This window comes from Pantoea sp. Aalb (assembly GCF_009829985.1).
Lineage (GTDB): Bacteria > Pseudomonadota > Gammaproteobacteria > Enterobacterales > Enterobacteriaceae > SZZU01.
On sequence record NZ_SZZU01000001.1, the window covers coordinates 475010 to 498078 of the forward strand.

Annotated in this window: 17 protein-coding genes; 9 read left to right on the forward strand and 8 right to left on the reverse strand. The window is 23.8% G+C overall.

What is annotated here, in order from left to right; all coding sequences use genetic code 11:
* Positions 1 to 25 precede the first annotated feature (25 nt).
* From serS to lrp, 4 genes are all read right to left on the reverse strand, one after another.
* Positions 26 to 1318, reverse strand: coding sequence for a serine--tRNA ligase (gene serS, locus FD728_RS01885; protein ID WP_159934236.1), 1293 nt, complete (start codon positions 1316 to 1318; stop codon positions 26 to 28).
* Between the two features lie 99 nt (positions 1319 to 1417).
* Complete coding sequence (gene lolA, locus FD728_RS01890; RefSeq protein WP_159934238.1) at positions 1418 to 2026, reverse strand: outer membrane lipoprotein chaperone LolA; 609 nt, start codon at positions 2024 to 2026, stop codon at positions 1418 to 1420.
* Positions 2027 to 2334: 308 nt separating this feature from the next.
* On the reverse strand, positions 2335 to 5043 hold the full coding sequence (locus FD728_RS04760; RefSeq protein ID WP_304623075.1) for a DNA translocase FtsK: 2709 nt from the start codon (positions 5041 to 5043) through the stop codon (positions 2335 to 2337).
* Positions 5044 to 5208: 165 nt separating this feature from the next.
* Positions 5209 to 5703: a leucine-responsive transcriptional regulator Lrp gene (gene lrp, locus FD728_RS01900; RefSeq protein WP_159934242.1), complete on the reverse strand. Its 495-nt coding sequence runs from the start codon at positions 5701 to 5703 to the stop codon at positions 5209 to 5211.
* 539 nt (positions 5704 to 6242) lie between these two features.
* Between lrp and trxB the strand changes: the two genes are divergently transcribed.
* Together trxB and infA are read left to right on the forward strand one after the other, a co-directional pair.
* Entirely contained in the window at positions 6243 to 7208 is a 966-nt protein-coding gene (gene trxB / locus FD728_RS01905) for a thioredoxin-disulfide reductase (RefSeq protein ID WP_159934244.1), read from the forward strand.
* Between the two features lie 447 nt (positions 7209 to 7655).
* On the forward strand, positions 7656 to 7874 hold the full coding sequence (gene infA / locus FD728_RS01910) for a translation initiation factor IF-1 (protein ID WP_159934246.1): 219 nt from the start codon (positions 7656 to 7658) through the stop codon (positions 7872 to 7874).
* 1158 nt (positions 7875 to 9032) lie between these two features.
* On the opposite strand, the gene rimK is transcribed toward infA, so the two are convergent.
* Positions 9033 to 9914, reverse strand: a complete 882-nt coding sequence (rimK, locus tag FD728_RS01915) for a 30S ribosomal protein S6--L-glutamate ligase (protein ID WP_159934248.1) — start codon at positions 9912 to 9914, stop codon at positions 9033 to 9035.
* A 990-nt stretch (positions 9915 to 10904) separates the two neighbouring features.
* On the opposite strand from rimK, the gene moeA reads away from it, so the two are divergent.
* Both moeA and FD728_RS01925 read left to right on the forward strand, forming a co-directional pair.
* Positions 10905 to 12143, forward strand: coding sequence for a molybdopterin molybdotransferase MoeA (moeA, locus tag FD728_RS01920; protein ID WP_159934250.1), 1239 nt, complete (start codon positions 10905 to 10907; stop codon positions 12141 to 12143).
* A gap of 8 nt (positions 12144 to 12151) precedes the next feature.
* Complete coding sequence (locus FD728_RS01925) at positions 12152 to 12910, forward strand: molybdopterin-synthase adenylyltransferase MoeB (RefSeq protein ID WP_159934252.1); 759 nt, start codon at positions 12152 to 12154, stop codon at positions 12908 to 12910.
* Between the two features lie 482 nt (positions 12911 to 13392).
* On the opposite strand, the gene FD728_RS01930 is transcribed toward FD728_RS01925, so the two are convergent.
* The 3 genes from FD728_RS01930 to ompX form a co-directional block, all read right to left on the reverse strand.
* A complete protein-coding gene (locus FD728_RS01930; RefSeq protein ID WP_159934254.1) occupies positions 13393 to 13794 on the reverse strand; it encodes an H-NS family nucleoid-associated regulatory protein in 402 nt (133 codons plus the stop codon).
* A 950-nt stretch (positions 13795 to 14744) separates the two neighbouring features.
* The gene (mntR, locus tag FD728_RS01935) at positions 14745 to 15215 is read right to left on the reverse strand and encodes a manganese-binding transcriptional regulator MntR (protein WP_159934256.1); all 471 of its coding nucleotides are present in this window, start codon (positions 15213 to 15215) and stop codon (positions 14745 to 14747) included.
* A 238-nt stretch (positions 15216 to 15453) separates the two neighbouring features.
* A complete protein-coding gene (ompX, locus tag FD728_RS01940) occupies positions 15454 to 15966 on the reverse strand; it encodes an outer membrane protein OmpX (protein WP_159934258.1) in 513 nt (170 codons plus the stop codon).
* A gap of 1981 nt (positions 15967 to 17947) precedes the next feature.
* On the opposite strand from ompX, the gene glnH reads away from it, so the two are divergent.
* The 5 genes from glnH (at position 17948) to ybiB (ending at position 22919) form a co-directional block, all read left to right on the forward strand.
* Positions 17948 to 18697, forward strand: coding sequence for a glutamine ABC transporter substrate-binding protein GlnH (gene glnH, locus FD728_RS01945; RefSeq protein ID WP_159934260.1), 750 nt, complete (start codon positions 17948 to 17950; stop codon positions 18695 to 18697).
* 70 nt (positions 18698 to 18767) lie between these two features.
* Entirely contained in the window at positions 18768 to 19427 is a 660-nt protein-coding gene (gene glnP, locus FD728_RS01950) for a glutamine ABC transporter permease GlnP (protein ID WP_159934262.1), read from the forward strand.
* Positions 19424 to 20146: a glutamine ABC transporter ATP-binding protein GlnQ gene (glnQ, locus tag FD728_RS01955; protein WP_159934264.1), complete on the forward strand. Its 723-nt coding sequence runs from the start codon at positions 19424 to 19426 to the stop codon at positions 20144 to 20146. Before glnP ends, glnQ begins: the two co-directional genes overlap by 4 nt.
* A 752-nt stretch (positions 20147 to 20898) precedes the next feature.
* The gene (gene idi, locus FD728_RS01960) at positions 20899 to 21438 is read left to right on the forward strand and encodes an isopentenyl-diphosphate Delta-isomerase (protein ID WP_159934266.1); all 540 of its coding nucleotides are present in this window, start codon (positions 20899 to 20901) and stop codon (positions 21436 to 21438) included.
* A gap of 509 nt (positions 21439 to 21947) precedes the next feature.
* Complete coding sequence (ybiB, locus tag FD728_RS01965) at positions 21948 to 22919, forward strand: DNA-binding protein YbiB (RefSeq protein ID WP_159934488.1); 972 nt, start codon at positions 21948 to 21950, stop codon at positions 22917 to 22919.
* Positions 22920 to 23069 lie beyond the last annotated feature (150 nt).

A 23069-nucleotide genomic window follows, 5' to 3' on the forward strand; every position in this document is an offset into this window, starting at 1 on the left:
ATCTTATAAATAATTAATAAATATATTAACCAATAAAATCTAGTCCTTTCATATAAGAATGCAGTACAGTTGGAATCTTAATACGCCCATCAGCTTGTTGATAATTTTCTAGTATAGCAACTAAAGTACGCCCCACTGCAAGTCCAGAACCGTTTAAACTATGAGCAAGATTAGTTTCTTTACTATCGTTAGTTCGATAGCGTATTTTAATTCTACGTGCTTGAAAATCCGACATATTAGAGCAAGACGAAATTTCACGATATTTACCTTGTGCTGGTAACCAAACTTCAAGATCATAAGTTTTAGCTGCGCCAAAACTCATATCCCCAGTACATAGTAACATTTTACGGTAAGGTAAATCTAATAATTGTAAAACCTTTTCAGCATGACTGACTAACTCCTCTAATGCAATCATAGAATTTTCTGGAGCAACAATTTGTACCATTTCTACTTTATCAAATTGATGCATACGTATTAAACCACGCTTATCACGTCCATATGATCCAGCTTCAGAACGGAAACAAGGTGTATGTGCAGTAAGTTTAATAGGTAGATTTATTTCTTTAATTATTTTATTCCTCATCAAATTAGTCAATGGTACTTCTGCTGTGGGAATTAGAGCGTAATTATTAAGATGTGAATGTTCTTCATCAGCTTTTATATGAAAAAGTTCATTGCTAAATTTGGGTAATTGTCCTGTACCAAAAAGTGTTTCTTGGTTAACTAGATATGGAACATAAGTTTCAATATATCCATGTTGCTGAGTATGTAAATCAATCATAAATTGACTTAAAATACGATGTAAACGTGCAATTTGCCCTTGCATAACAATAAAACGTGAACCAGTAAGTTTTACAGCGGCAGCAAAATCCAATCCCTTTATAGCTTCGCCTAATTCAATGTGATCTTTTACTAAAAAATTAAAATCTCGAGGTTTTCCCCATTGGCTTATTTCCTTATTGTACATCTCATTTTTTCCAATTGGGACTTCATCAGATGGTAAATTAGGTAACGAAAGTGCAAAATCAAGGATTTCTTCCTTTAACTTGTTAAGATTTGCTTTAGCTATATTTAACTGTTTATCTAAAATATTCACTTCATAACATAATAGCTCAATATTTTCTCCACGTGCTTTAGCTTGACCAATAAATTTAGATCTAGAGTTTCTCTTTGCCTGTAAATTTTCCGTTTTTATTTGAAAGAATTTACGTTTTTTTTCAAGTAAATATAGTTTTTCTACATTTAATTTAAAGCCGCGATGTGCTAATTTTTGTGCAACAATTTCTGGATTATGCCGCAAGAGATTAGGATCGATCATGCTTATCCTATACATAAAATGAATTAAATAAATAGATTTAACATGGTTAGTTTTTTAACTTTATCCTAAAAATAATTATAAATATAACAATTTTATGATTTAACGTTGGTCATCTAATGATACTCCTTTAGGAATTTTAAAGATAAATTTATTTATATTAATAGGAATAGTTTTCTGATTTTTTAACTGGAAAGAGATACACTTACCACTTTGTTCTTTACTATTAAAGTAATTAATAATACCAGATGAAGTTATATTAATAGTAAATCTTCTTAAATTATCATCGTTATCTTTTGGAATAAAAATAAATGAATTATTTTGTTGTATTATATCATACTGTTTCCAATACTTAGGTGAATTGTTTATGATAGGTATCAATGGAGTCCTTTTACTAAAATTTTTTAATAAACTTACACTAACCTCTTTAATAAAAGAATTATAAAACCATAAATTTTTACCATCAGAAATAATAGTATTTTCATCTGGTGTAGTCATATGCCATTTAAATAAGTTAGGACGTTTAATCCATAATTCCCCTCTTCCATTTTGGACGTTAATATTATTACTATTAGTTACTTGTTGTTCAAAAACCGCATAAAAATTCTTTATTTTATTCAAGCGTTGTTGTAAATTAATTACGGCATTAGCCTTTATAGGAACAGGGAAAAGAATAATTAATAAATAACAAATAATAATCCGTAAATTCATTTTTTATTTCCTTAATGCATTATGCTGTTGTTTTATATTTATTACTATATATTTAATTTTAATTATTATTTATTAACATTTAAATTTTTAAAATCATTTATATAATAATATAAATTATACTATAATAGTGTAATTATATTTAAATACAAAGGTAATTTATACATAAATTATATTTTACTTTTAATTAATACTAAATACTTTAATAATATTCATTATAAAAAAAATATTTTAGTAATTTATTATTCATTCTTTTTAAGATAAAAAAAGAACCTAGTAAAATAAAAATCATCTTTTTTCTTAGTTTGTTATTAACTATGAATAACATGATTAATATAATCTAAATTATTATACTTTTTCCAAGCTTGGACAACTGCATGTACTTCTTGATCACATACAAATGCTCCATGCACACGAATTGGAGTAGATGAATTTTCTGGTAAATATAACATATCTCCCATACCTAATAAAGATTCTGCTCCACTTTGATCTAGAATAGTACGTGAATCTATTTTACTTGAAACTGTAAAAGCAATGCGTGTTGGAATATTTGCTTTAATTAGACCTGTAATGACATTTACAGATGGGCGTTGAGTAGCTAATACTAAATGAATACCTGCAGCACGAGCTTTTTGAGCTAAGCGAGAAATAAGTCCCTCTACTTTTTTACCTATTGTCATAAGATCAGCAAATTCATCTATTATAATGACAATATAAGGTAATTTTTTTAACAACAATGGTGTATTATTTTTGCTATTAATTGCCTTCCAAAAAGGATCTTTAATTGGACAACCTATTATCTCAGCTTGTTTGACTTTTTCATTATAACTATTCAGATTACGCACACCAAGTACAGACATAATTTTATATCGACGATCCATCTCATTAATACTCCAATTTAATGCATTAGTAGCATCTTTTATATCTGTTACTACTTGAGTTAGTAAATGTGGAATACCTTCATATACTGATAATTCTAACATCTTAGGATCAATCATAATAAAGCGTACTTCTTCGGGAGTTGCTTTATATAGCATGCTAATAATCATAGCATTAATACTCACCGATTTTCCTGAACCAGTAGTACCAGCAACCAATAGATGAGGCATTTTTGCTATATCTGCAATTATAGGTTGACTAGAGATGTCTTTTCCTAAAACTATAGAAAGTGGTGATATATTTTTTTGAAATACAGCACAATCTAATACTTCTCTTAAATATACAGTTTGACGATTTTGATTAGGTAACTCTAACCCTACATATGATTTTCCTGGAATCATTTCTACTACACGGACTGAAATAGCGGATAGAGAACGTGCAATATCTTGAGATAAACTTGAAATACGCGAAGCTTTTACACCAGGAGCTAGATCTAGTTTAAAAAGAGTAATAACAGGACCAGGTGAAATGCCTATAACTTTTACCTTAATTCGATAATTAGCTAAACATAATTCTAATAAACGTGCTTTTTTCTCCATAATTGATATATCAATCTGATTTATTTTTAATGGAGGTAATATTAATAGATCAAGAGTAGGGAATATATAAGTTTTATAAAATTGTTGTTTTTTATTTGATATTAATGAATATAAGTTACTGTTGGTAGATTTCACCAATGATTCAAGTATTTTACCTTTTTGTAATTGAATAAAAGATTGGTTTTTTTTATTATATAAAACATTCTGTTTCATATAAACTAAGGTAGGTTCTTTCCATGTAACATGAATAGAAACTTTTTTATTTATCAACGTTAAGTCAAGATTTGCGTTATGATCTATTAAAAATCTAATTATCAAATGCTTTATACTAACCCGTAATATTGGTACATCAACAAATATATTATTAAAATTTATATAAAGTTTATTATGGACTTTTTTCCTTTTATTCTGCTTCTTTTTTTTAACTCTAATATCATTGAAATATGTTAATAATACAGAAATTGATTTTAATGAATTTATTATTAGTTTATTATTGCCTATTATGAAAACATAAGTAAGTTTAGAAGTCAGAATGAAATTCTGATAATTATTAATGTTTTTATTATAATTATAATTAACTGACAAACATATTGGAAATTTAAATTCAGTAGCTATTTTAAGAGAACAATAATTAAAAGATATTAATTTAGAAAATAATGTTGATGCTTCTTTGCTGAATTTAGTTTGGCTACAAATATTTAAATCTTTTTTAATAGAAATTAAATTATTTTTTAGATCTATCACTTTTTTATTTTTATGAGCCATAATTTTTGCTGATACTTCATTAACTTTAATTAGCAGTATATTATCATCAGGCTTAAATAAACTAAATTTTGGAATATTATGTATTTTTGTAATGAACATATTTTTATTAGAGTAATGTAAATTAATGGACTTTTTAAATAGTACTTCTTTTGATTTATGATCATATCTTTGAATTTTATTATTTTTTTTATTTAATTTATTTGCACATAAGTTATTTTTAATAAATAAAAACATAGAGATGACTATGTTTCCTACTTTTTCAGCAATAATTAACCAGGACCATCCAGTAGACAAACTAAAACCAACAGTCCATAAACATAATAAAATGAATGTACCTATAGTTATACTAAACCATGAATAAATTATTTGGTTAATAAATACACCTATAATACCACCAGAAGGGAAATACCAAATTTTATCTATATGACATTCAATTAACCCACAGCTAGTAATTATTAAAATTAAAATACCAACTAAGCGTAAACTAACAAAAAAATAATCGATTATATTTTGGTAATAATTTTGATATAGAATAATATGACATAAATTAATAAGTATAAGTATCATACTAATAAATAAAATAAAATAAGCTATTATACCAAAGATAAATAACATCGAATCTGCCAACCATGCTCCTATATTACTACCAATATTATGGATTGGTTTTTCCCACATTACTTGAGACCAACTAGGATCAGATGGATTAAAACTAAGTATCGAAATAATTAAGTAAACAGTAAACAAAAACACAATTAAAATAAGTAAGATTTTTAATATTCTTTTTTTTTAATTATACATGGGGAAAAAATATATTTGTTCTCATTTTCTATGTGTTCTTGAGTCAAAATAAATCTCCAAATTTTTATAATTTTTGATTCAAAAAAATAAGGGTAAAATTTATTATGTAATAATTACCTATAATTTCTTACCATAATTATAAATTCATCTAAGTTTAATAAATAGACGATTATTTTGTTTTACTTCTTCCATGACTACATAAGTACGAGTATCGTTTACACCCGGCAATCGTAACAAAGTATCACCTAATAATCTACGATAGGCATACATATCAGATATGCGAATTTTTAATAGGTAATCAAAATCACCAGAAACTAAATGACATTCTTGTATTTCTTCAAGTTTTTGTATTGTAGCATTAAATTGTTCAAATACATTTGGGCTATCACGATTTAGAGTAATTTCAACAAATACTAAAAGTGATGCATTAAGATAATGTGGGTTAAGTTGTGTAGTATAACCTAAAATAAATCCGTTACGCTCTAAACGACGAACACGTTCAAGACAAGGTGTGGGTGATAAACCGACACGTTTAGAAAGTTCTACATTAGAAATACGTCCATCTTTTTGAAGTTCATTTAAGATATTTCTATCTATACGATCTAAACCTTTACCAAGGTGATGCTTATTTTCTACCATGCTTATGGTCTCTCTTACATTGCTTTACTATTGCTATTCTGTCTTTATTAGGATATTAAGAAGATACATTAATATACTTTTTTAAAAAAAGAAAATTGTTTACTTAAATTATGTATTATTTTTCATTGTTAAGTTAGAGTAAATCAATTAATTATACAGATAAAAGATCTTAGTTAATCCGATATCATAAGAATGTCTAATATTTTAATACAAGTTATTGACCTAATATTTTAAGTTAAACTATACATGTGACGTATATTTTTATATATAATAATTTATATTTATATTTACTTTAAATTAATTTGTATTATAAATAAAAATAGAATTTTATCCTTTAATATTAATACTGAAAAACAGTATCTATTTATTAATCATGTTCAATATTTTAATAATTAAAAAAATGTTTTTTAATTATTAAAATAAATAATTAATTATTATCTTATTATTTAAATGATTTATGTATAATTAATGAATGAATAGGTATTTTAAATACACAGAATGAATGAATAGGTATTTTAAATACACAGATTGAGGAATAGATGAACACTATAAAACATAGTAAGCTACTTATTTTAGGTTCAGGTCCTGCTGGTTATACAGCAGCTATTTATGCAGCACGTGCTAACTTAAATCCATCATTAATTACTGGGATGGTAAAAGGCGGACAACTAACCTTTACAACTGATATTGAAAATTGGCCTGGTGACCCATATAGTTTAACTGGTCCATTATTAATGGACCGTATGAATTTACATGCTGAAAAATTTGGAACAAAAATTATTTTTGATCATATTGTTACAGTAAACTTACAAAATAAATTATTTCATTTAATAGGTGAAAATAGCGAATATACTACTAATGCATTAATAATTGCAACAGGTGCTTCTGCACGTTATCTGGGTTTACCATCAGAAGAAATTTTTAAAGGTAAAGGAGTTTCATCTTGTGCAGTTTGTGATGGTTTCTTTTATAAAAATAAAAAAATTGCAGTAATTGGAGGAGGTAATACAGCCATACAAGAAGCATTGTACTTATCAAATATTGCATCTGAAGTACATTTAATTCACCGTCGTGATGTTTTCCGAGCAGAAAAAATACTTATAAACCGCTTAATGGAAAAAGTATCCAAAGGTAATATTATATTACATACAAATTATATCCTACAAGAAGTAATTGGCGATCAAATAGGTGTGACTGGCTTAAAAATGTTTTCTACTAATAATAATGGAAGCATAAAATTACTTCAATTATCAGGTATTTTTATTGCTATTGGTCATACCCCTAATAGTAAAATTTTTGAAGGTCAACTTACTTTAAAAGATGGTTATATTAAAATTAACTCTGGTTTAAACGGCAATTCAACACAAACTAGTATACCAGGTGTATTTGCAGCTGGAGATGTTACTGATTATATTTATCGTCAAGCTATTACTTCAGCAGGAACTGGATGTATGGCTGCCATGGATGCAGAAAGATATCTTAATAATTTATATTTAATGCAATAAATTATTATTAAATTAATTCTTTAAACCTTTAAATATAATGATTATTTATATAAACATAGTATTGATAATATAGTTTTATTATACTATAAATTAGTGGACAAGATAGCATTTCATAATAATTTAATACCTCCTCTTATGTTATAAGACCATTAAGTTTCAGTTCTAGGCAATAAATTTTAAATTTTATAATTTAGATATTTTTATATTAAAAAATAATTTATTAAATACTTGAATATTAAAAAATAATTTATTAAATACTTGAAAAGTATATATTTTATTAATTTAATTAATAATCTTTTATTTAAAATAAAATTTAAAATATATAACAATATCAATTTATTCTTCATGTAAATAATTTTATATAATTAATATAGTTTCTTTACATAAAGAACAGAATTAGGCATTATTTTTCAGTTTTATACTTTTATGGGTTACCTAGAGGATTTAATGGCTAAAGAAGATAATATTGAAATGCAAGGTACTGTACTAGATACATTACCTAATACTATGTTTCGCGTAGAACTGGAAAATGGACATGTTATTACTGCTCATATATCAGGTAAAATGCGTAAAAATTATATCCGTATTTTAACGGGTGATAAAGTGACTGTCGAATTAACTTTATATGACTTAAGTAAAGGTCGTATTATTTTTCGCAGCCGTTAATATAATATGATTTAAGTACTTGAAGGAAAAAGAGCAGATATAAATTTGATCTTTTTCCTTCTTTTATAATATTTTATAATCATTTTATTAATTGAATATGCAATTTTTTTATTTTATTTTTTAAACATTAAAAAATAATAAATTTCTTCTTAATTTTATCTATAAAGATTGTATCAATATCTATTAGTTAGCTAAACTAAAAGAGTTTTTTATTATATAACTATTTTTCATATTCTTATAATTTAAATTTCTTGCCTTGATTAAGAGGTATACATGTAACCTAACTTATTTTCTATGAAATAACTAATTATTATATGATTATAATCATTCTTATGTATTGATTTACATATGATAGGAATATAATATTCTTTATTCTTTTACTATTAAGTATAATACTACTATTCTTTTACTATTTACATTTTAATAAACTTAAAATTAATTCGAGAAATAATAACATTAGAATAATTTTAATCCCGAATTAGAATCTTTACTTGATTATTTCTATAACTTAGTTTAAATTTTAATAGCAGTATATTACAAACTAATAATTTTAAATTTATTAACAGGTATTACAAAGGTACTTTTATTATAGTACATAAATTTCAAATTTATATAGTATGTATATTACAATAGTTAATATATAGTTTATAACTAACTCTACTGTAACTATATCTAAAATTACTATTGCTGTATCTTTAATATTGATAGTTATCTATATAAGACTTTTGTCTTTTAGTTAAAACATTAAGAATTTATACTGTTTCGTCTATTAAAGATTTAATGCTAATTATTTTTATGTTTTAAATTTTTGATTATTATCTATTTTAAAATATGCATTTAATCATTTAATCATTTAATCATTTAATCAGTGATACTTTAATTAAGTTAAATAACTATATTTTTATCTATATTAAATTTACTATCTAACAATAAAATTGTTGATAAGAAAAATATAATACCTTCGAATTACTATTCGATAATAATTTATAATTACTAGTCAACGAATTAGTTCTATTAATAAGTTTTCTATAATAATTAGAACTTTTTTTAAAAAAATAATTTCATTTAAATGAAATCTAATTTAGATAATACTATTTATATTTTATTTAAATGTTAAAAACTTAAATAAGTTTATATTAAGTTTTTATATTTAAATTACTATTTATTTAAATAAGTTTTTTCAATCCAATCTATCATCATTGATGCAATATTTATACCAGTAGCATTTTCTATTCCCTCTAAACCAGGCGAAGCATTAACTTCCATTACTAGAGGTCCACGATTAGCTCTAAGAATGTCTACTCCAGCAACTTCAAGTCCAATGATATTTGCAGCTTTTATTGCAAGATTACGTTCTTGTTTAGTAATAGATATTGATTTAGCTTTACCGCCACAATGCAAATTAGATCTAAAACTTCCTTTTTTTGCTTTTCTTTCAATTGATGCTACAACTTCATTACCAATTACTAAACAGCGAATATCTCGTCCTTTAGCTTCTTTAATAAATTCTTGGACTAAAATGTATGAATTTAATCTATGAAAAGCATCGATAATACTTTCTGCTGCCTTACTTGTTTCTGCTAGTACTACTCCTATGCCTTGACTACCTTCTATTAATTTTATTATTAAAGGTGCTCCTCCTACTATAGAAATAAGATCTTTGGTATCTTTAAAAGAAGAAGAAAAGCTAGTAATTGGCATATCAATACCTTGACTAGCTAATAGTTGTAGAGAGCATAATTTATCATGAGCACGAATAATAGCTATAGATTTATTTAATGTATAGGTTCCACATGTTTCAAAATACCGTAATGCCGTTGTACCACAAAAAGTATTAGTAGTACTAATCCGTGGTATAACCGCATCAAAATACCCAAGCTGCTTACCCTGGTATTGTAAAGTTGTAAGATGAGATTGTATATTGAAATAGCAATAATGTACATCTATGATCTGTACTTTATGGCCACGTTTCTTTGCAATATCATGTAACCGTTTACATGAGTAAAGAGATTTATCTCGAGAAAGGATGGCCATTTTCATTATAAAAATCCTTAATATCATTAATTATAATTAAATTATTTATAAAATATACAATTTTTTAATTGTATAAAACTGCTAAATTCACTTATTTTTTAATTATAAATATTATAATATTTTACTATTATATACTGTATATTTCTCAAAATAATAATTATGCTTTTATGAATTAAAATCGTTCATATACCTAATTTTAATATTTATACTATAAATCAAATTTATAGTATAATAATAAAGGAATAGGGTTTCCTATTATTTTAGCCTTTGGAAAAGTGATTTATTTTTTTTTTGCTATTTTAAATTAAATAATTATTTATAAAAAGTAAGATACCTTATCTTAAAGGTATTTTAAGACAATAATTATATTGTTAAAAAAGTAATTTTTATGCCAGACTATTAAAATAATAACATATTTGTTCATAATACTTATTTTTATATTTTTTGAAAATCAAAAAATATAAAAATTATGACTAGTATTTATAGTATGATTATTTTTTTCTTAAAACAAACATAAAAAAATTATTAATAAATTAAAAATATTAATTAAACTTTTTTTAAAAAAGATAAATATAAGAAGAATAAAATTCCTTTTATATTTCAAATAATTTTTTTTTAAAAAAACCTTAGTATCATTAAACTAACAATGAATTAAAAGTATATATTAATTTAATTAATAGATTATGAAATAATTGAATTTTTCTGGTTGATAAACTTTAAAGTCAAAAATTTTAATTTCATTAAAAATATTTAAAAATTCTAAATAAATTAAGATGTTTTTTTTATAAATTAAAAAAAATTATAGTTTTATATCTATATTCAAATTACTTAAAAATTTCCATGTCATTAAAAGTTAGATAAAAATTAGCATAATAATACTATATAATACTATTATATTTAAATTAATTAGAATCATTAGTAATTTACATATCGTGTATTCATTAACATAAGTATAATGTACCATTATATCTATCGATTAGAAAATGTAAAATACACATGCAATTTTTAACTACAAAATTAATTAGCTTTGAAGAAGCTCAACAAAAAATATATGAACAAATTCAACCTATTAATGATCATATAAAAATATCTTTACTGAAAGCAGCAGGATATATCACTGCAAAAGCTGTTTTTTCCCCATTAGATTTACCTTTATTTGATAATTCAGCAATGGATGGATATGCTATTCAACAAATTAAAAATATAAAATTAAATCATTTAATGCAAATTATTGGTATAGCTTATGCTGGTAAACCATTTGAAAATAAATGGCCCCCTGATACTGTAATTCGTATTATGACTGGAGCGCCAATTCCAAATAAATGCGATGCTGTAATAATGCAGGAAAATATTCAAAAATTTGGAAATAAAATTTCAATTAATACTCCAATATATAAAGGACAAAACATTCGTTATAAAGGTGAAGATATACAGATTGGCAACCAAATTCTTGACTCTGGTATACGACTAGACTCTACTGAACTAACTTTATTAGCATCCCTCGGGATCAATAAAGTAAGTGTAATACGTAAATTACGTGTTGCTATTTTTTCTACTGGTAATGAATTACAGATATTAGGTAAACCATTATTAAAAAATCAAATTTATGATATTAATCGTTTTATTATATCATTAATGTTAAATAAACTAAATTGTAAAATTATTGATCTAGGCATTATTCGAGATCATCCAAATGAAATTCGTTATATTTTTAATAAAGCTGATCGCCTAGCTGATATAGTAATATGTACTGGTGGGATATCAGTAGGAGATACGGATTTTACTAGAATGATTTTACAAGAAATAGGCGATATTACTTTCTATAAATTAGCTATAAAACCAGGTAAGCCATTTGCTTTTGGTCGTTTAAAAAATAGTTGGTTTTGTAGTCTTCCAGGTAATCCAGTATCTGCAACAGTTACTTTTTATTACTTAGTTCAGCCAATTTTAAAGCATCTCGCAGGAAACACTAAATATACTATGCCGTTACGACAAAGGGCAATTACAATGAACTACTTAAAAAAAACCCCTGGAAGACTTGATTTTCAACGTGGTGTTTATAGTCAAGATGAAAATGGACTATTAAAAGTATCAAGTACTGGTATACAAGATTCACATATATTCAGATCATTAACAATGGCTAATTGTTTTATTATATTAGAACGTGAGCGTGGTAATGTTAATCCTGGTGAATGGGTAGAGATTGAAGGATTTAATCGTCTTCTTAAAGGATAAGAATAAATATGAATAAGTTAAGTAATGAAGAGATAATACGCTATAATCGACAGATCGTATTACAAGGTTTTGATTTTGAAAAACAAGAAAAATTAAAAAGTTCTCATGTGCTAATAGTAGGACTTGGTGGACTTGGTTGTGCTGCTGCACCTTATCTAGCATCTTCTGGAATTGGATACCTTACTATACTTGATTTTGATACAATTAGCTTAAGTAATTTACAGCGTCAAATTTTATATAGCGATACAAAAATTGGTATACCAAAAGTTAATGTAGCAGCACAAAAATTAAAAACAATCAACCCATACTGTAATATAGAAATTATTAATGAACAATTAAATGAGACTTCATTTTCATGTCTGATTTCCAATCATGACGCAGTAGTGGATTGCACTGATAACATTAGAGCTCGTGAACAAATTAATCGTTTATGTTTTCAACATAGAGTACCACTTATTTCTAGTGCAGCTATTCGTATGGAAGGCTTATTAAGTGTATTTACTTGGAAGCCAGGTGAACCGTGTTATCGTTGTATTAGCAGATTATTTAATGAATATGAATTAAATTGCTTAGAAACTGGTATAATAGCTCCATTAGTTGGTGTATTAGGTTCAATGCAAGCACTAGAAACTCTTAAAGTATTAACTAAATTTGGTAAAACATTAAATGCACGTTTATTAATCTATGATGCCATGATCATGGAATTATATACAGTAAAGATAATACAAGATATTTATTGTGAAGTATGTGGTACTTGTAATCAGTAAAATTATATATATACTACTTAAATATTTTAATGCTTTTTTAAAAAAATTATGCAATTTATAATTGCAATTAAAATTAATAGTTATAATATAAATTAAATAAAAAATTGTATATTACTTTTTTAAAATAAATACCTTTATTTAATAAATAAATAAATTTATTTATTTATTTATTTATTTATTTATTTATTTATTTAAAATATAGTATTTTACCTTTATGCAATATAAATTTTAGTATCTTACAAATTTATATTATTTTTTTATTATTAATTACTAAAGAAATTAGCAGTATATTTTTAAAAAAAAATTAATGTAGCTTATGTATACATGTAAGTAATCTTGTTTATTAACTTTTAATTTTAAATATAACTACTTTTTTATAGTTTTAAATTGTTATAAATAACATGACAATAGTATTCATTATTGACCAATATAAATATGTATATGATACATATACTGTTAATTATTATATTAAGTAATATAAATTATTTAATTAAAAAATCTTCTAATCTTTTTCCTTTATCTAACGCTTTTTTAATAGTTGCCGGAGTTCTTCCTTGTCCAGTCCAAGATTTTTCCATACCTTTTTCATCAATATATAAATATTTTGCTGGACGTGGAACACGTTTAATATGTTTTTTATTGTTTTCTAGTGTACTAAGCAATTCTGTTAAATCAATACCATCAGCTAATAACATTTCACGGTATTTAGAAATTTTTTCTTCTTTTGTACGATTTTTGGCTTCTTTTGCTTTTATTTCTTCTCGACGTTCACTTATTACTATAGTTAATTTATCTAAGATTTCTTCTAAATCGGCTAAAAGAAGTTCACGTGATTGGGCACGTAATGTACGAATATTATTTAAAACTTTAAATGCATTACTCATCACAATATCCTTACCTAAAGATTTTTAATAAACAATTTAGTAATAAAATTAACTATTTTAAGATTTAAACATATCCAATTTTAAATTAAAATATACATATTTTCTGAATATATATTAATATAATTATATATGTTATTTTAATTTTAACACTTAGCTTTTAATAAATATGACTGGATATTCTTTCTATTATTGATGCATTTATTAATGAATTAATCAATGCTAAAAAAAGAAAAGTATCTATGTAATTTATAAAATAAATTTATTAAAAATAGAAACACATAAGTAAAGATAAAAATATAATTAGTTTTCTAAAAAAATAATTATATTTAATATACTTATATTATTAATTTTAAAATACAGTTTATTATTAATACACACTACATTTTAGTATGAATACATTTTTTAAATTATTTAATAAATAATTATTATTTTATTGAATATATAGTACATAATACATTGAAAATTAAATTTTCAAATAAATTCAAGTAAAATTTTCCAGTAGAGTAGATTATTAACAGTAAAATTAAAAATTTTAAAATAAAAAAGATTATTAGTAAAAAAAATTGCTTAATTCATTAAATTTAATTTAAATATATATTTTAGTATAAATTACCTTATGATAATAATCATCAAACTTTATTACTATAATATCAAATAATCTAAAAATAATAAATAAATAATAATTTATAAATGTGGTTTTAATTTTATATTTCAATAACTTTATATATTTACATAATTTTTTTATTAAAAGTACTAATTATTATAGTAATAAAATCTTAATAATAATTAAATTATTATATTTATAAGTAAAGATTATCTTATAAAATTAAGAATCAATAAATACATGTTATTAAATATTAAATAATAAACTTACTATATCTCTATTAAGTAAAGATGTAATAATAAGCAAAAAAAACGTAATTTAGAAAATATTAAATAAATTATTATGTTTATCTAAGATTAACAGGTTTTTTAAAATTTCTAAAAATGATAAGTGTTTCATCGCTAACATGATGTTCTAAACCTTCAGAATCACGTCTTGCAATCTCTGGACTTACACCTAATGTTAATAGAAAATTCTCTACAATATGGTGACGAATACGACTTTGTTTAGCTAATTTCTCACCTTTCATAGTTAAAAAAATTCCACGATATGGTAATTGTTCAATTAATCCAGTATTATTAAGACGTTTAAGCATTTTTGCTACTGTGGGTTGAGATACACCAAGATATGCTGCTATATCTACCTGTCTTGCTTCACCGAATTTATAAATTAAATCAGAAATTAATTCTACATAGTCATCAATAATCTCACGCCGATTTGCTTCACGTGCTTGACAAAATCCTTTAACATGATCTTCTATGTATTTAAATGGATCCTGGAATAATGTGTTGCTAACGTTTTTCGCAAGATGACTCATTCTAATCAGATTCCTTTTTCTATTATTTGCATAATATATATGGGCTATTTACATTATAAGCAAACTGTAGAGAAGAATAATGTATTTATACATAAAATGTACTATAAAAAATGAATAAATATATTCTATATATTTTAATATTTAGGATATTTCCTAATTTTAACAAGTTAATTAAATATTTAAATATAAAAACGATCCATTTCATAGATCGTTTTTATATTTAAATATTTTTAAAAAATTAGAAAGTATAAGCTATACCAGCAACCCAAGTACCTACATCTAGATTACGAATACGACTCATCTCATATCCAATATCTAAAGAAAAGTTATCAAACAGGTGAAATTGGAACCCGATGCCATAAGTAAATCCTACATCACTAATATCTTTTTTACGACGATGTGACATATTAGAATTAAATTTACCGTAACCTAGACCTAATGTACCATAAACATATGTATTATCATTTAAACGGTATGCTGGACCACCAGTAAAACTATAAAATTGACTTTTACGATATACACCGTTAGTAACGAGATCTCTTTCAATATAGTTAAAAGAAGTTATCCAACCTAGAGGGTTAGCTTCATTTTCTTCACGATATTTCAAGGTGAATCCATTATTTTTATTGAAAAACCCCTTAATATCACCTTGTGCATAACCAGTGGAAACAGTACTTTTTATTACAACAGCTGGACATGTATGAATTGATAATAAATAAGTTAAAACTGAAAGAAATATAATTTTTTTCATAACCACCTCATAATATTTTCATATAGCTTCTCATGAAATACTCAAAATATAAAGGAATATAATAAAATTCAACAAGAAATTCTGCTTCTTTATTTCTAGTAGTACTTACAATATCATATATTAAAAATTTATCTAATTTCCTAATTTTCTAATTAATTATATATATTATAAAAATAATTATTTATTATGAAAAAAATTAGAACTACGTTAGTTAAATATTTTATTAAGGATTTATTAAACTTAATTAAGTAGTTAATTACTGTATTAATATTTTAGATATTTTTTTATTGCCATACTTTCAAAAAGATTGGTATTCTACTCGAATAAATAATAAAATTTATAAAAAATAAATATTTATAGTCTATAACTTTAATATAAGTTTTATTATTACATATTTTACAATTATTTTTTTAAATATTTATATATAACATATAAGAATTTTATAAGAGAATACATCCCCTATTATATGTCTTAATTATACTTATACTTACTAAGTAAATATTACATATTCATACAAATAAACACATTTGACATATTTTCTAAAGCTAGTTAATTTCTTATTTACAAAAAAGTTTAATTATCTTATTTATTTCTTTTCTATTTTTTCCTATTAACTTTATCAAAGTTCAAAAATATTGGTAAATCATAATCTCTATATGTACTATGTGAAGTTCTTATTTTATTAATATTACTAATAAAATTTAAAATATAGGTAGTTATACTATATTAATTTATTGATTAATATAGTAAGATATTATTATATAATACTTAAATTTTCAATAATCTGTAAATATATCTATAGCAAAGGCATCATAAATTATTTTAAAATCAATATAATATATGAATATTTACAAAAATGATTACTTTTTTGATTATTATTTAAAGTAATATAATAAAATTTATACTTTAAATAAATGTTTAGTTTTATTTTATAGTAAAATTTTATAAAACTAAACAGATAAGTATTAAATCAATTGATAAAAATAGTAATTGTTATTTTAATAAAAACTTTTTTTATAATAGTATATAAATATAAAAAACTCATTTTTCTAATTAAATTACATACAAAATTTTAAGTGAAGCATCAGTAGCCATAATGAATTAAATTAAATATTTTATCTTATTTATCATCATATTTTATTTTTAAATATTAGTAGAATTAATTGTTAATGCTTATATACTACAAAACTTTAAAAAAAACCTATACACTTATTTATATAGTAATAATATATCTAATCATAAAAAAAATACTATCAAAAAACTAAATTTTTTGTTAATTAAATTTATAGATTTATCTTTAATAATTAAGTAAGAAAGCATAATGGAATTATGCATGAAGTAAAATTTATCGGAATACATGAAATGTATAGATAAATTTTCGCTATATGATCAGTTGTAACTATCACTAATAAAGATACTATAGCTGATAAAATTATTCAACTAGGTTGTATAATTTTAGGTATAACTCAAATAATAAATGATAAAAGTTTTTTTACATCAATATTTATTGAATATTTATTCTGTATAAGAACATCTACATATCTTAAACCGATATACTATTGTGTGTGATTAATAATATACGTATAGAAATAACTGATATAAATACAATAATTATATTAACTATTACCTCACGAGATCTTGATCAATTTATGTGTTATATTGAATCTAATTATTAAATAAAAAAAAGTAGAATAAGTGGGAGTTATCTCCCACCTTTTTTATGAAAAGTTTAGTATTTATTTTAACTAAAAATATTTTTTCAATCAAATATTTTTAATTCTTCTTCAAAAGAAACATATTAATTTTATATTATGCACAAAATGTATATACCATTTTTATTTTATTAAAAAAATAAATTTAATTTAATTACCATAATAAAATAGTGTTATTTATAACACACATGTATTAAATAATGCAGCATAAAATGCATAATTTTTATACTATGAATAATGATATTAAATTCTTTAAAATAGGAAAAATAATGATTAAACTATTGAGCAAAATACTTATAGCTATGTGCATGTTGGTTACCTTTTTATCCTACGCAGCAGAGAAAAAATTAATTATAGCTATAGATACATCATTTGTACCTTTTGAATTCAGACAAGGTCATAAATATGTTGGCTTTGATATAGAGCTTTGGAATGCAATTGCTAAAGAAATAAAACTTAAATATATATTAAAACCAATTGATTTTAATGGAATTATTCCCGCTTTACAAACCAAGAATGTTGATTTAGCACTAGCTGGTCTTACAATTACTCAAGAACGTAAAAAAGTAATTGATTTTTCAGATAGTTATTATACTAGTGGACTGTTAATAATGGTTCGTAAAGACAATAATGACATAAAAAATATTAAAGATTTAAACGGAAAAATAGTTGCTGTCAAAAGCGGTACTAGTTCTGCTGATTATGTAAAACAATATATTCATACAAAAAAATTACGTCAATTCCCAAACATTGATAATGCTTATATGGAATTAAGTACTAAACGTGCCGATGCAGTATTACATGATACACCAAATATTTTATATTTCATTCGTACAATGGGTAAAAATAACTTTAAGACAGCGGGTTCTTCTATTGAAGCTCAAAAATATGGTATAGCTTTTCCTAAAGGAAGTGATAAATTACGTCGTAAAGTAAACCATGCATTAAAAATTCTTTATAAAAACGGCACTTATAAAACAATCTATAAAAAATGGTTTAATTCTGAACCAAAATATTAAAATTAAAAATAGACATATATGATCTTTAAAATTCTTATTTTTTTAACACAAGAAGCTCTGGAGCTATACAATGGAATTTGATTGGAAAGTCATTTGGCCTGTACTCCCCATTTTAATAGACGGAGTTCATATGACTCTTCTTATCTCTGTTCTTGGTTTGATGGGTGGTTTAATTATAGGTTTATTTACTGGATTATTGCGCATATATGGTGGATGTCTTGTTAAAAATATAGCGTTATTATTTATTGAATTAATCCGCGGTACGCCAATTGTTGTACAAGTTATGTTTATTTATTTTGCTTTACCAATAGCATGTCCATATTTACGTATAGATTCTTTTACTGCTGCAGTAATTACTATTATGATTAATTCTGGAGCTTATATTGCTGAAATTACACGCGGTGCAGTTTCATCTATTCATAAAGGTTTTCGTGAAGTAGGTTTAGCATTAGGATTATCACGTATCGAAACAATACGTTATGTTATAATGCCATTAGCACTGCGCCGTATGCTTCCACCACTAGGTAATCAATGGATTGTAAGCATTAAAGATACTTCATTATTTATCGTAATTGGTGTAGCGGAATTAACCCGTCAAGGTCAAGAAATTATAGCTAGTAATTTTAGAGCTTTAGAAATATGGAGTACTGTCGCTATTATTTATTTATGTATTACCCTAATATTTAGCTTTGTGCTACGTTGTATTGAAAAAAAGGTAAAAATTTTGTGATTGAATTTAAAAATGTTTCTAAAAATTTTGGTCCAATTAAAGTTTTATATAATATTTATTTAAAAATTGATCAAGGTGAAGTAGTTGTTATTATTGGACCATCAGGATCTGGTAAATCTACATTACTTCGCTGCATAAATAAATTAGATGAAATAAGTACAGGTGAATTAATTATTGATGATATGAAAGTTAATGATCCAAAGTTTAATCCATGTATCATCCGTCAAGAAGTTGGCATGGTATTTCAACAATTTTACTTATTTCCACAAATGACTGCGTTAGAGAATGTAGCATTTGGCCCTAGACGAGTTCGTGGTATGAATAAAGAAGACTCTAAGAATATAGCACATGATTTATTAAATAAAGTTGGTTTAGCTAAGCGAACTCATCATTTTCCATCTGAGCTTTCTGGTGGTCAACAACAACGTGTGGCAATAGCTCGTGCGCTAGCAGTTAAACCAAAAATGATGTTATTTGATGAACCAACTTCTGCATTAGATCCTGAGCTACGTTATGAAGTATTCAAAGTAATACAGAACCTTGCTAAAGAAGGTATGACTATGATTATAGTCACACACGAAATGGAATTTGTTAAAAAAATTGCTTCACGTTTAATTTTTATTGATGAAGGTAAAATTATTGATGATGGACATCCACACGATTTAATTAGTAAATCATCTAGTAAACGTCTACAAGAATTTTTACAGCACATTTCTTAATAATATTATTATTTTATAATAAAACAATGAGTATTAAGCTAAAATGAATGTATTTATAAAAAATAAAAGTTTAATAATTTTAAACTTTAAATAAAATGAATATAGTTAATTATTCATTTATGAATTCATTAATAAATTAAAATATAATGTTTTATATATAATTAATATATATAATGTAATATACAAAAATTAACTAAATAAGTTGTAGTTAAAAACTATTGACTTTTTTAAAAATAAGATTTATTACTTAATAAATAAATTATTTTTATAAGTAAAATCAATATTAATTTAATATAATAATTATTATATTAAATTATATTTAATAAATTAAAGTAAAATAATTAATTTATTAATACGAAAAGTTTTTCTTTACATTTTGTTTATTACATTATAAAAATAACTTTTATAGAATTATCATAATAAATCTATTATTTCTATTCATTTTATAATGAATAGTATTAAGAAGATTACACTAAATTATTATTTATACTCATATATATTAAGAATTATGTTGAATTATTTTTATCTTTTGATTCTTAATATGAAAATAAATTCACAAAGTATATAATAATGGTAAATATCCTTCTTTACTTTAATTCTTTAATAAAATATTCATTTTTATTTTAAAACTGGTTTAAAAGATCAATATACAAGAGACTTGTATTATTAATTTATTAAATAAAAATCATATAATTTAGCTTGTAATACTTTTTTTATACAATATTGTCCTTTTAGCAAAAAAGGAGCTCTTTATGTCTTCTGTTGTTGAAGTTATTTTAGTTGATTATCTTGATCGACCAACTGGTACAATGGAAAAAATTGAAGCACATACTAAAGGATTATTACATCGTGCAGTAACAATCTATGTTTTTAATTCTCGATATGAATTATTACTTCAACGCCGTGCTAGTAAAAAATATCATTGTGCTGGATTGTGGAGTAACACCTGTTGTAGTCATCCTTATCCACAAGAAGATACACATTATGCTGCTGAAAGACGACTTAGTGAAGAAATGGGTCTACAATTAATTTTAAGTCCAGTAATGGAGTTAAATTATAATCTTATATTAAGTAACGGTTTAATTGAACACGAATATAGTCATGTCTTTTTTGTAATTAGTGATAAAAAACCTCAAATTAACTTTAATGAAGCTGATGCTTGGTGTTATCGTTCAATTCAACAGATTCAACAGGAAACAATAGCTAACTCATCACAGTTTACACCGTGGTTTTTACATACATTTCCTAGAATTCCCCATGTACTTAATAATTTTAGTTTAATAAATCGATAACAATACTAATAAGTATGGCATAATCATTTATATTAACATTAAAATGTAAATAATAAAATATTATGGATACTACACAAGATAGTTAATTAAAGCTAAATTTTGTTACTAACTTAATCGTCATACGATTCTATCATACCAATATCTAAAAAAACTTGTATTTATTATTGATTTTTAATCATTTTATTATTTAATTAAAAATTGAAAATCAATAAAAAGAATTTTTATCATTATCAAATACTATAAATTAATTAATACTTTTCATCATATTTTAAAATTTAAAATTATATATAAGTTAAGTATATTTCTTCTATCTTAATTAAGATTATTCATATAGGGTAATAACTACCTATAATTAAAATGAATTAATTAAGGTATTTTATATTTTTTCTTAAATAAAAGAATATTTTATTTATTAATAATACTACAATTTTAATTAAAATTTATCTAAAACAATAAAATATTTTTTTTAATGTTAAACTTTATTGAATCAATTAAATACTATAAAACATATGGAAATAAATAAAATAATAAAAAAGATAGGACAAAATAATAATAGGAAAAATAATATTGATTACCATACTGCTATTACACTGTATAGTGCTATTTTGAATGGAAATATTTCAGATCTAGAGTTAGGAGCTATATTAATTGCATTTCGCATTAAAGGAGAAAATGAAGAAGAAATTCAGGGCTTTTATGAAGCTATGCAACACAAAATAATACAATTATATCCACCACTTAATCGTCCTATGCCTATTATTATTCCTAGTTATAACGGCGCACGACGACAAGCTAATTTAACATTACTTTTAGCATTATTATTGATTAAACTTGATTTTCCAGTATTAGTTCATGCTATTAATAATGATCCAACACGTATCACTACAAAAGAAATTTTGTTAGCTTTAGATATGAAGCCAGTTATGGAAAAACAAGAAATACAAGAATATTTAAATAAAGGAAAATTAGTCTTTATAACTATTGATAATCTTTGTGCACCAATTGCTAAACAATTATCATTACGTTGGCGTATGGGAGTACGTAATAGCGCACATATTTTAGCTAAATTAATAAATCCTTTTACTAATCACGCTGCACTTTGTATTACAAGTATTTCTCATCCTAAATATTTTACTAGAATAAGTAATTTTTTTTTCAAAATAAATTCACCTGCTATTCTACTCAATGGCACTGAAGGTGAAGTATATGCTGATCCATATAACTGTCCTGTTATTAATATTCTTCTTAGTAAGAATATTAAATTAGAATTTATGATCAAACATCATGAAGAAAAAAAGATAATAAATTTACCAAAAAGTAAGGGAGCCATAGATACAGCTAACTGGATTAATGAAGTTTTATATAATAAACATACAGTACCAGAGTCAATAAGGTTACAGTTAGCATGTTGTTTAATAGCTACTGGAAGATCACAGAATCTAGAGGAAGCTGAAATGATTTTACGAAAAGCTAAAATTTAGATTTTTTAAATTGAATAAAAATTCAGAATAATTTATTATTGATTTGTTTTGTAAAACATTATTTATTTATAAACTTATTAAATATAAATTAATAAAAATAAGTGTATTACTACACATAATAATATCTAATATTAAAGATGTTTTATAAAT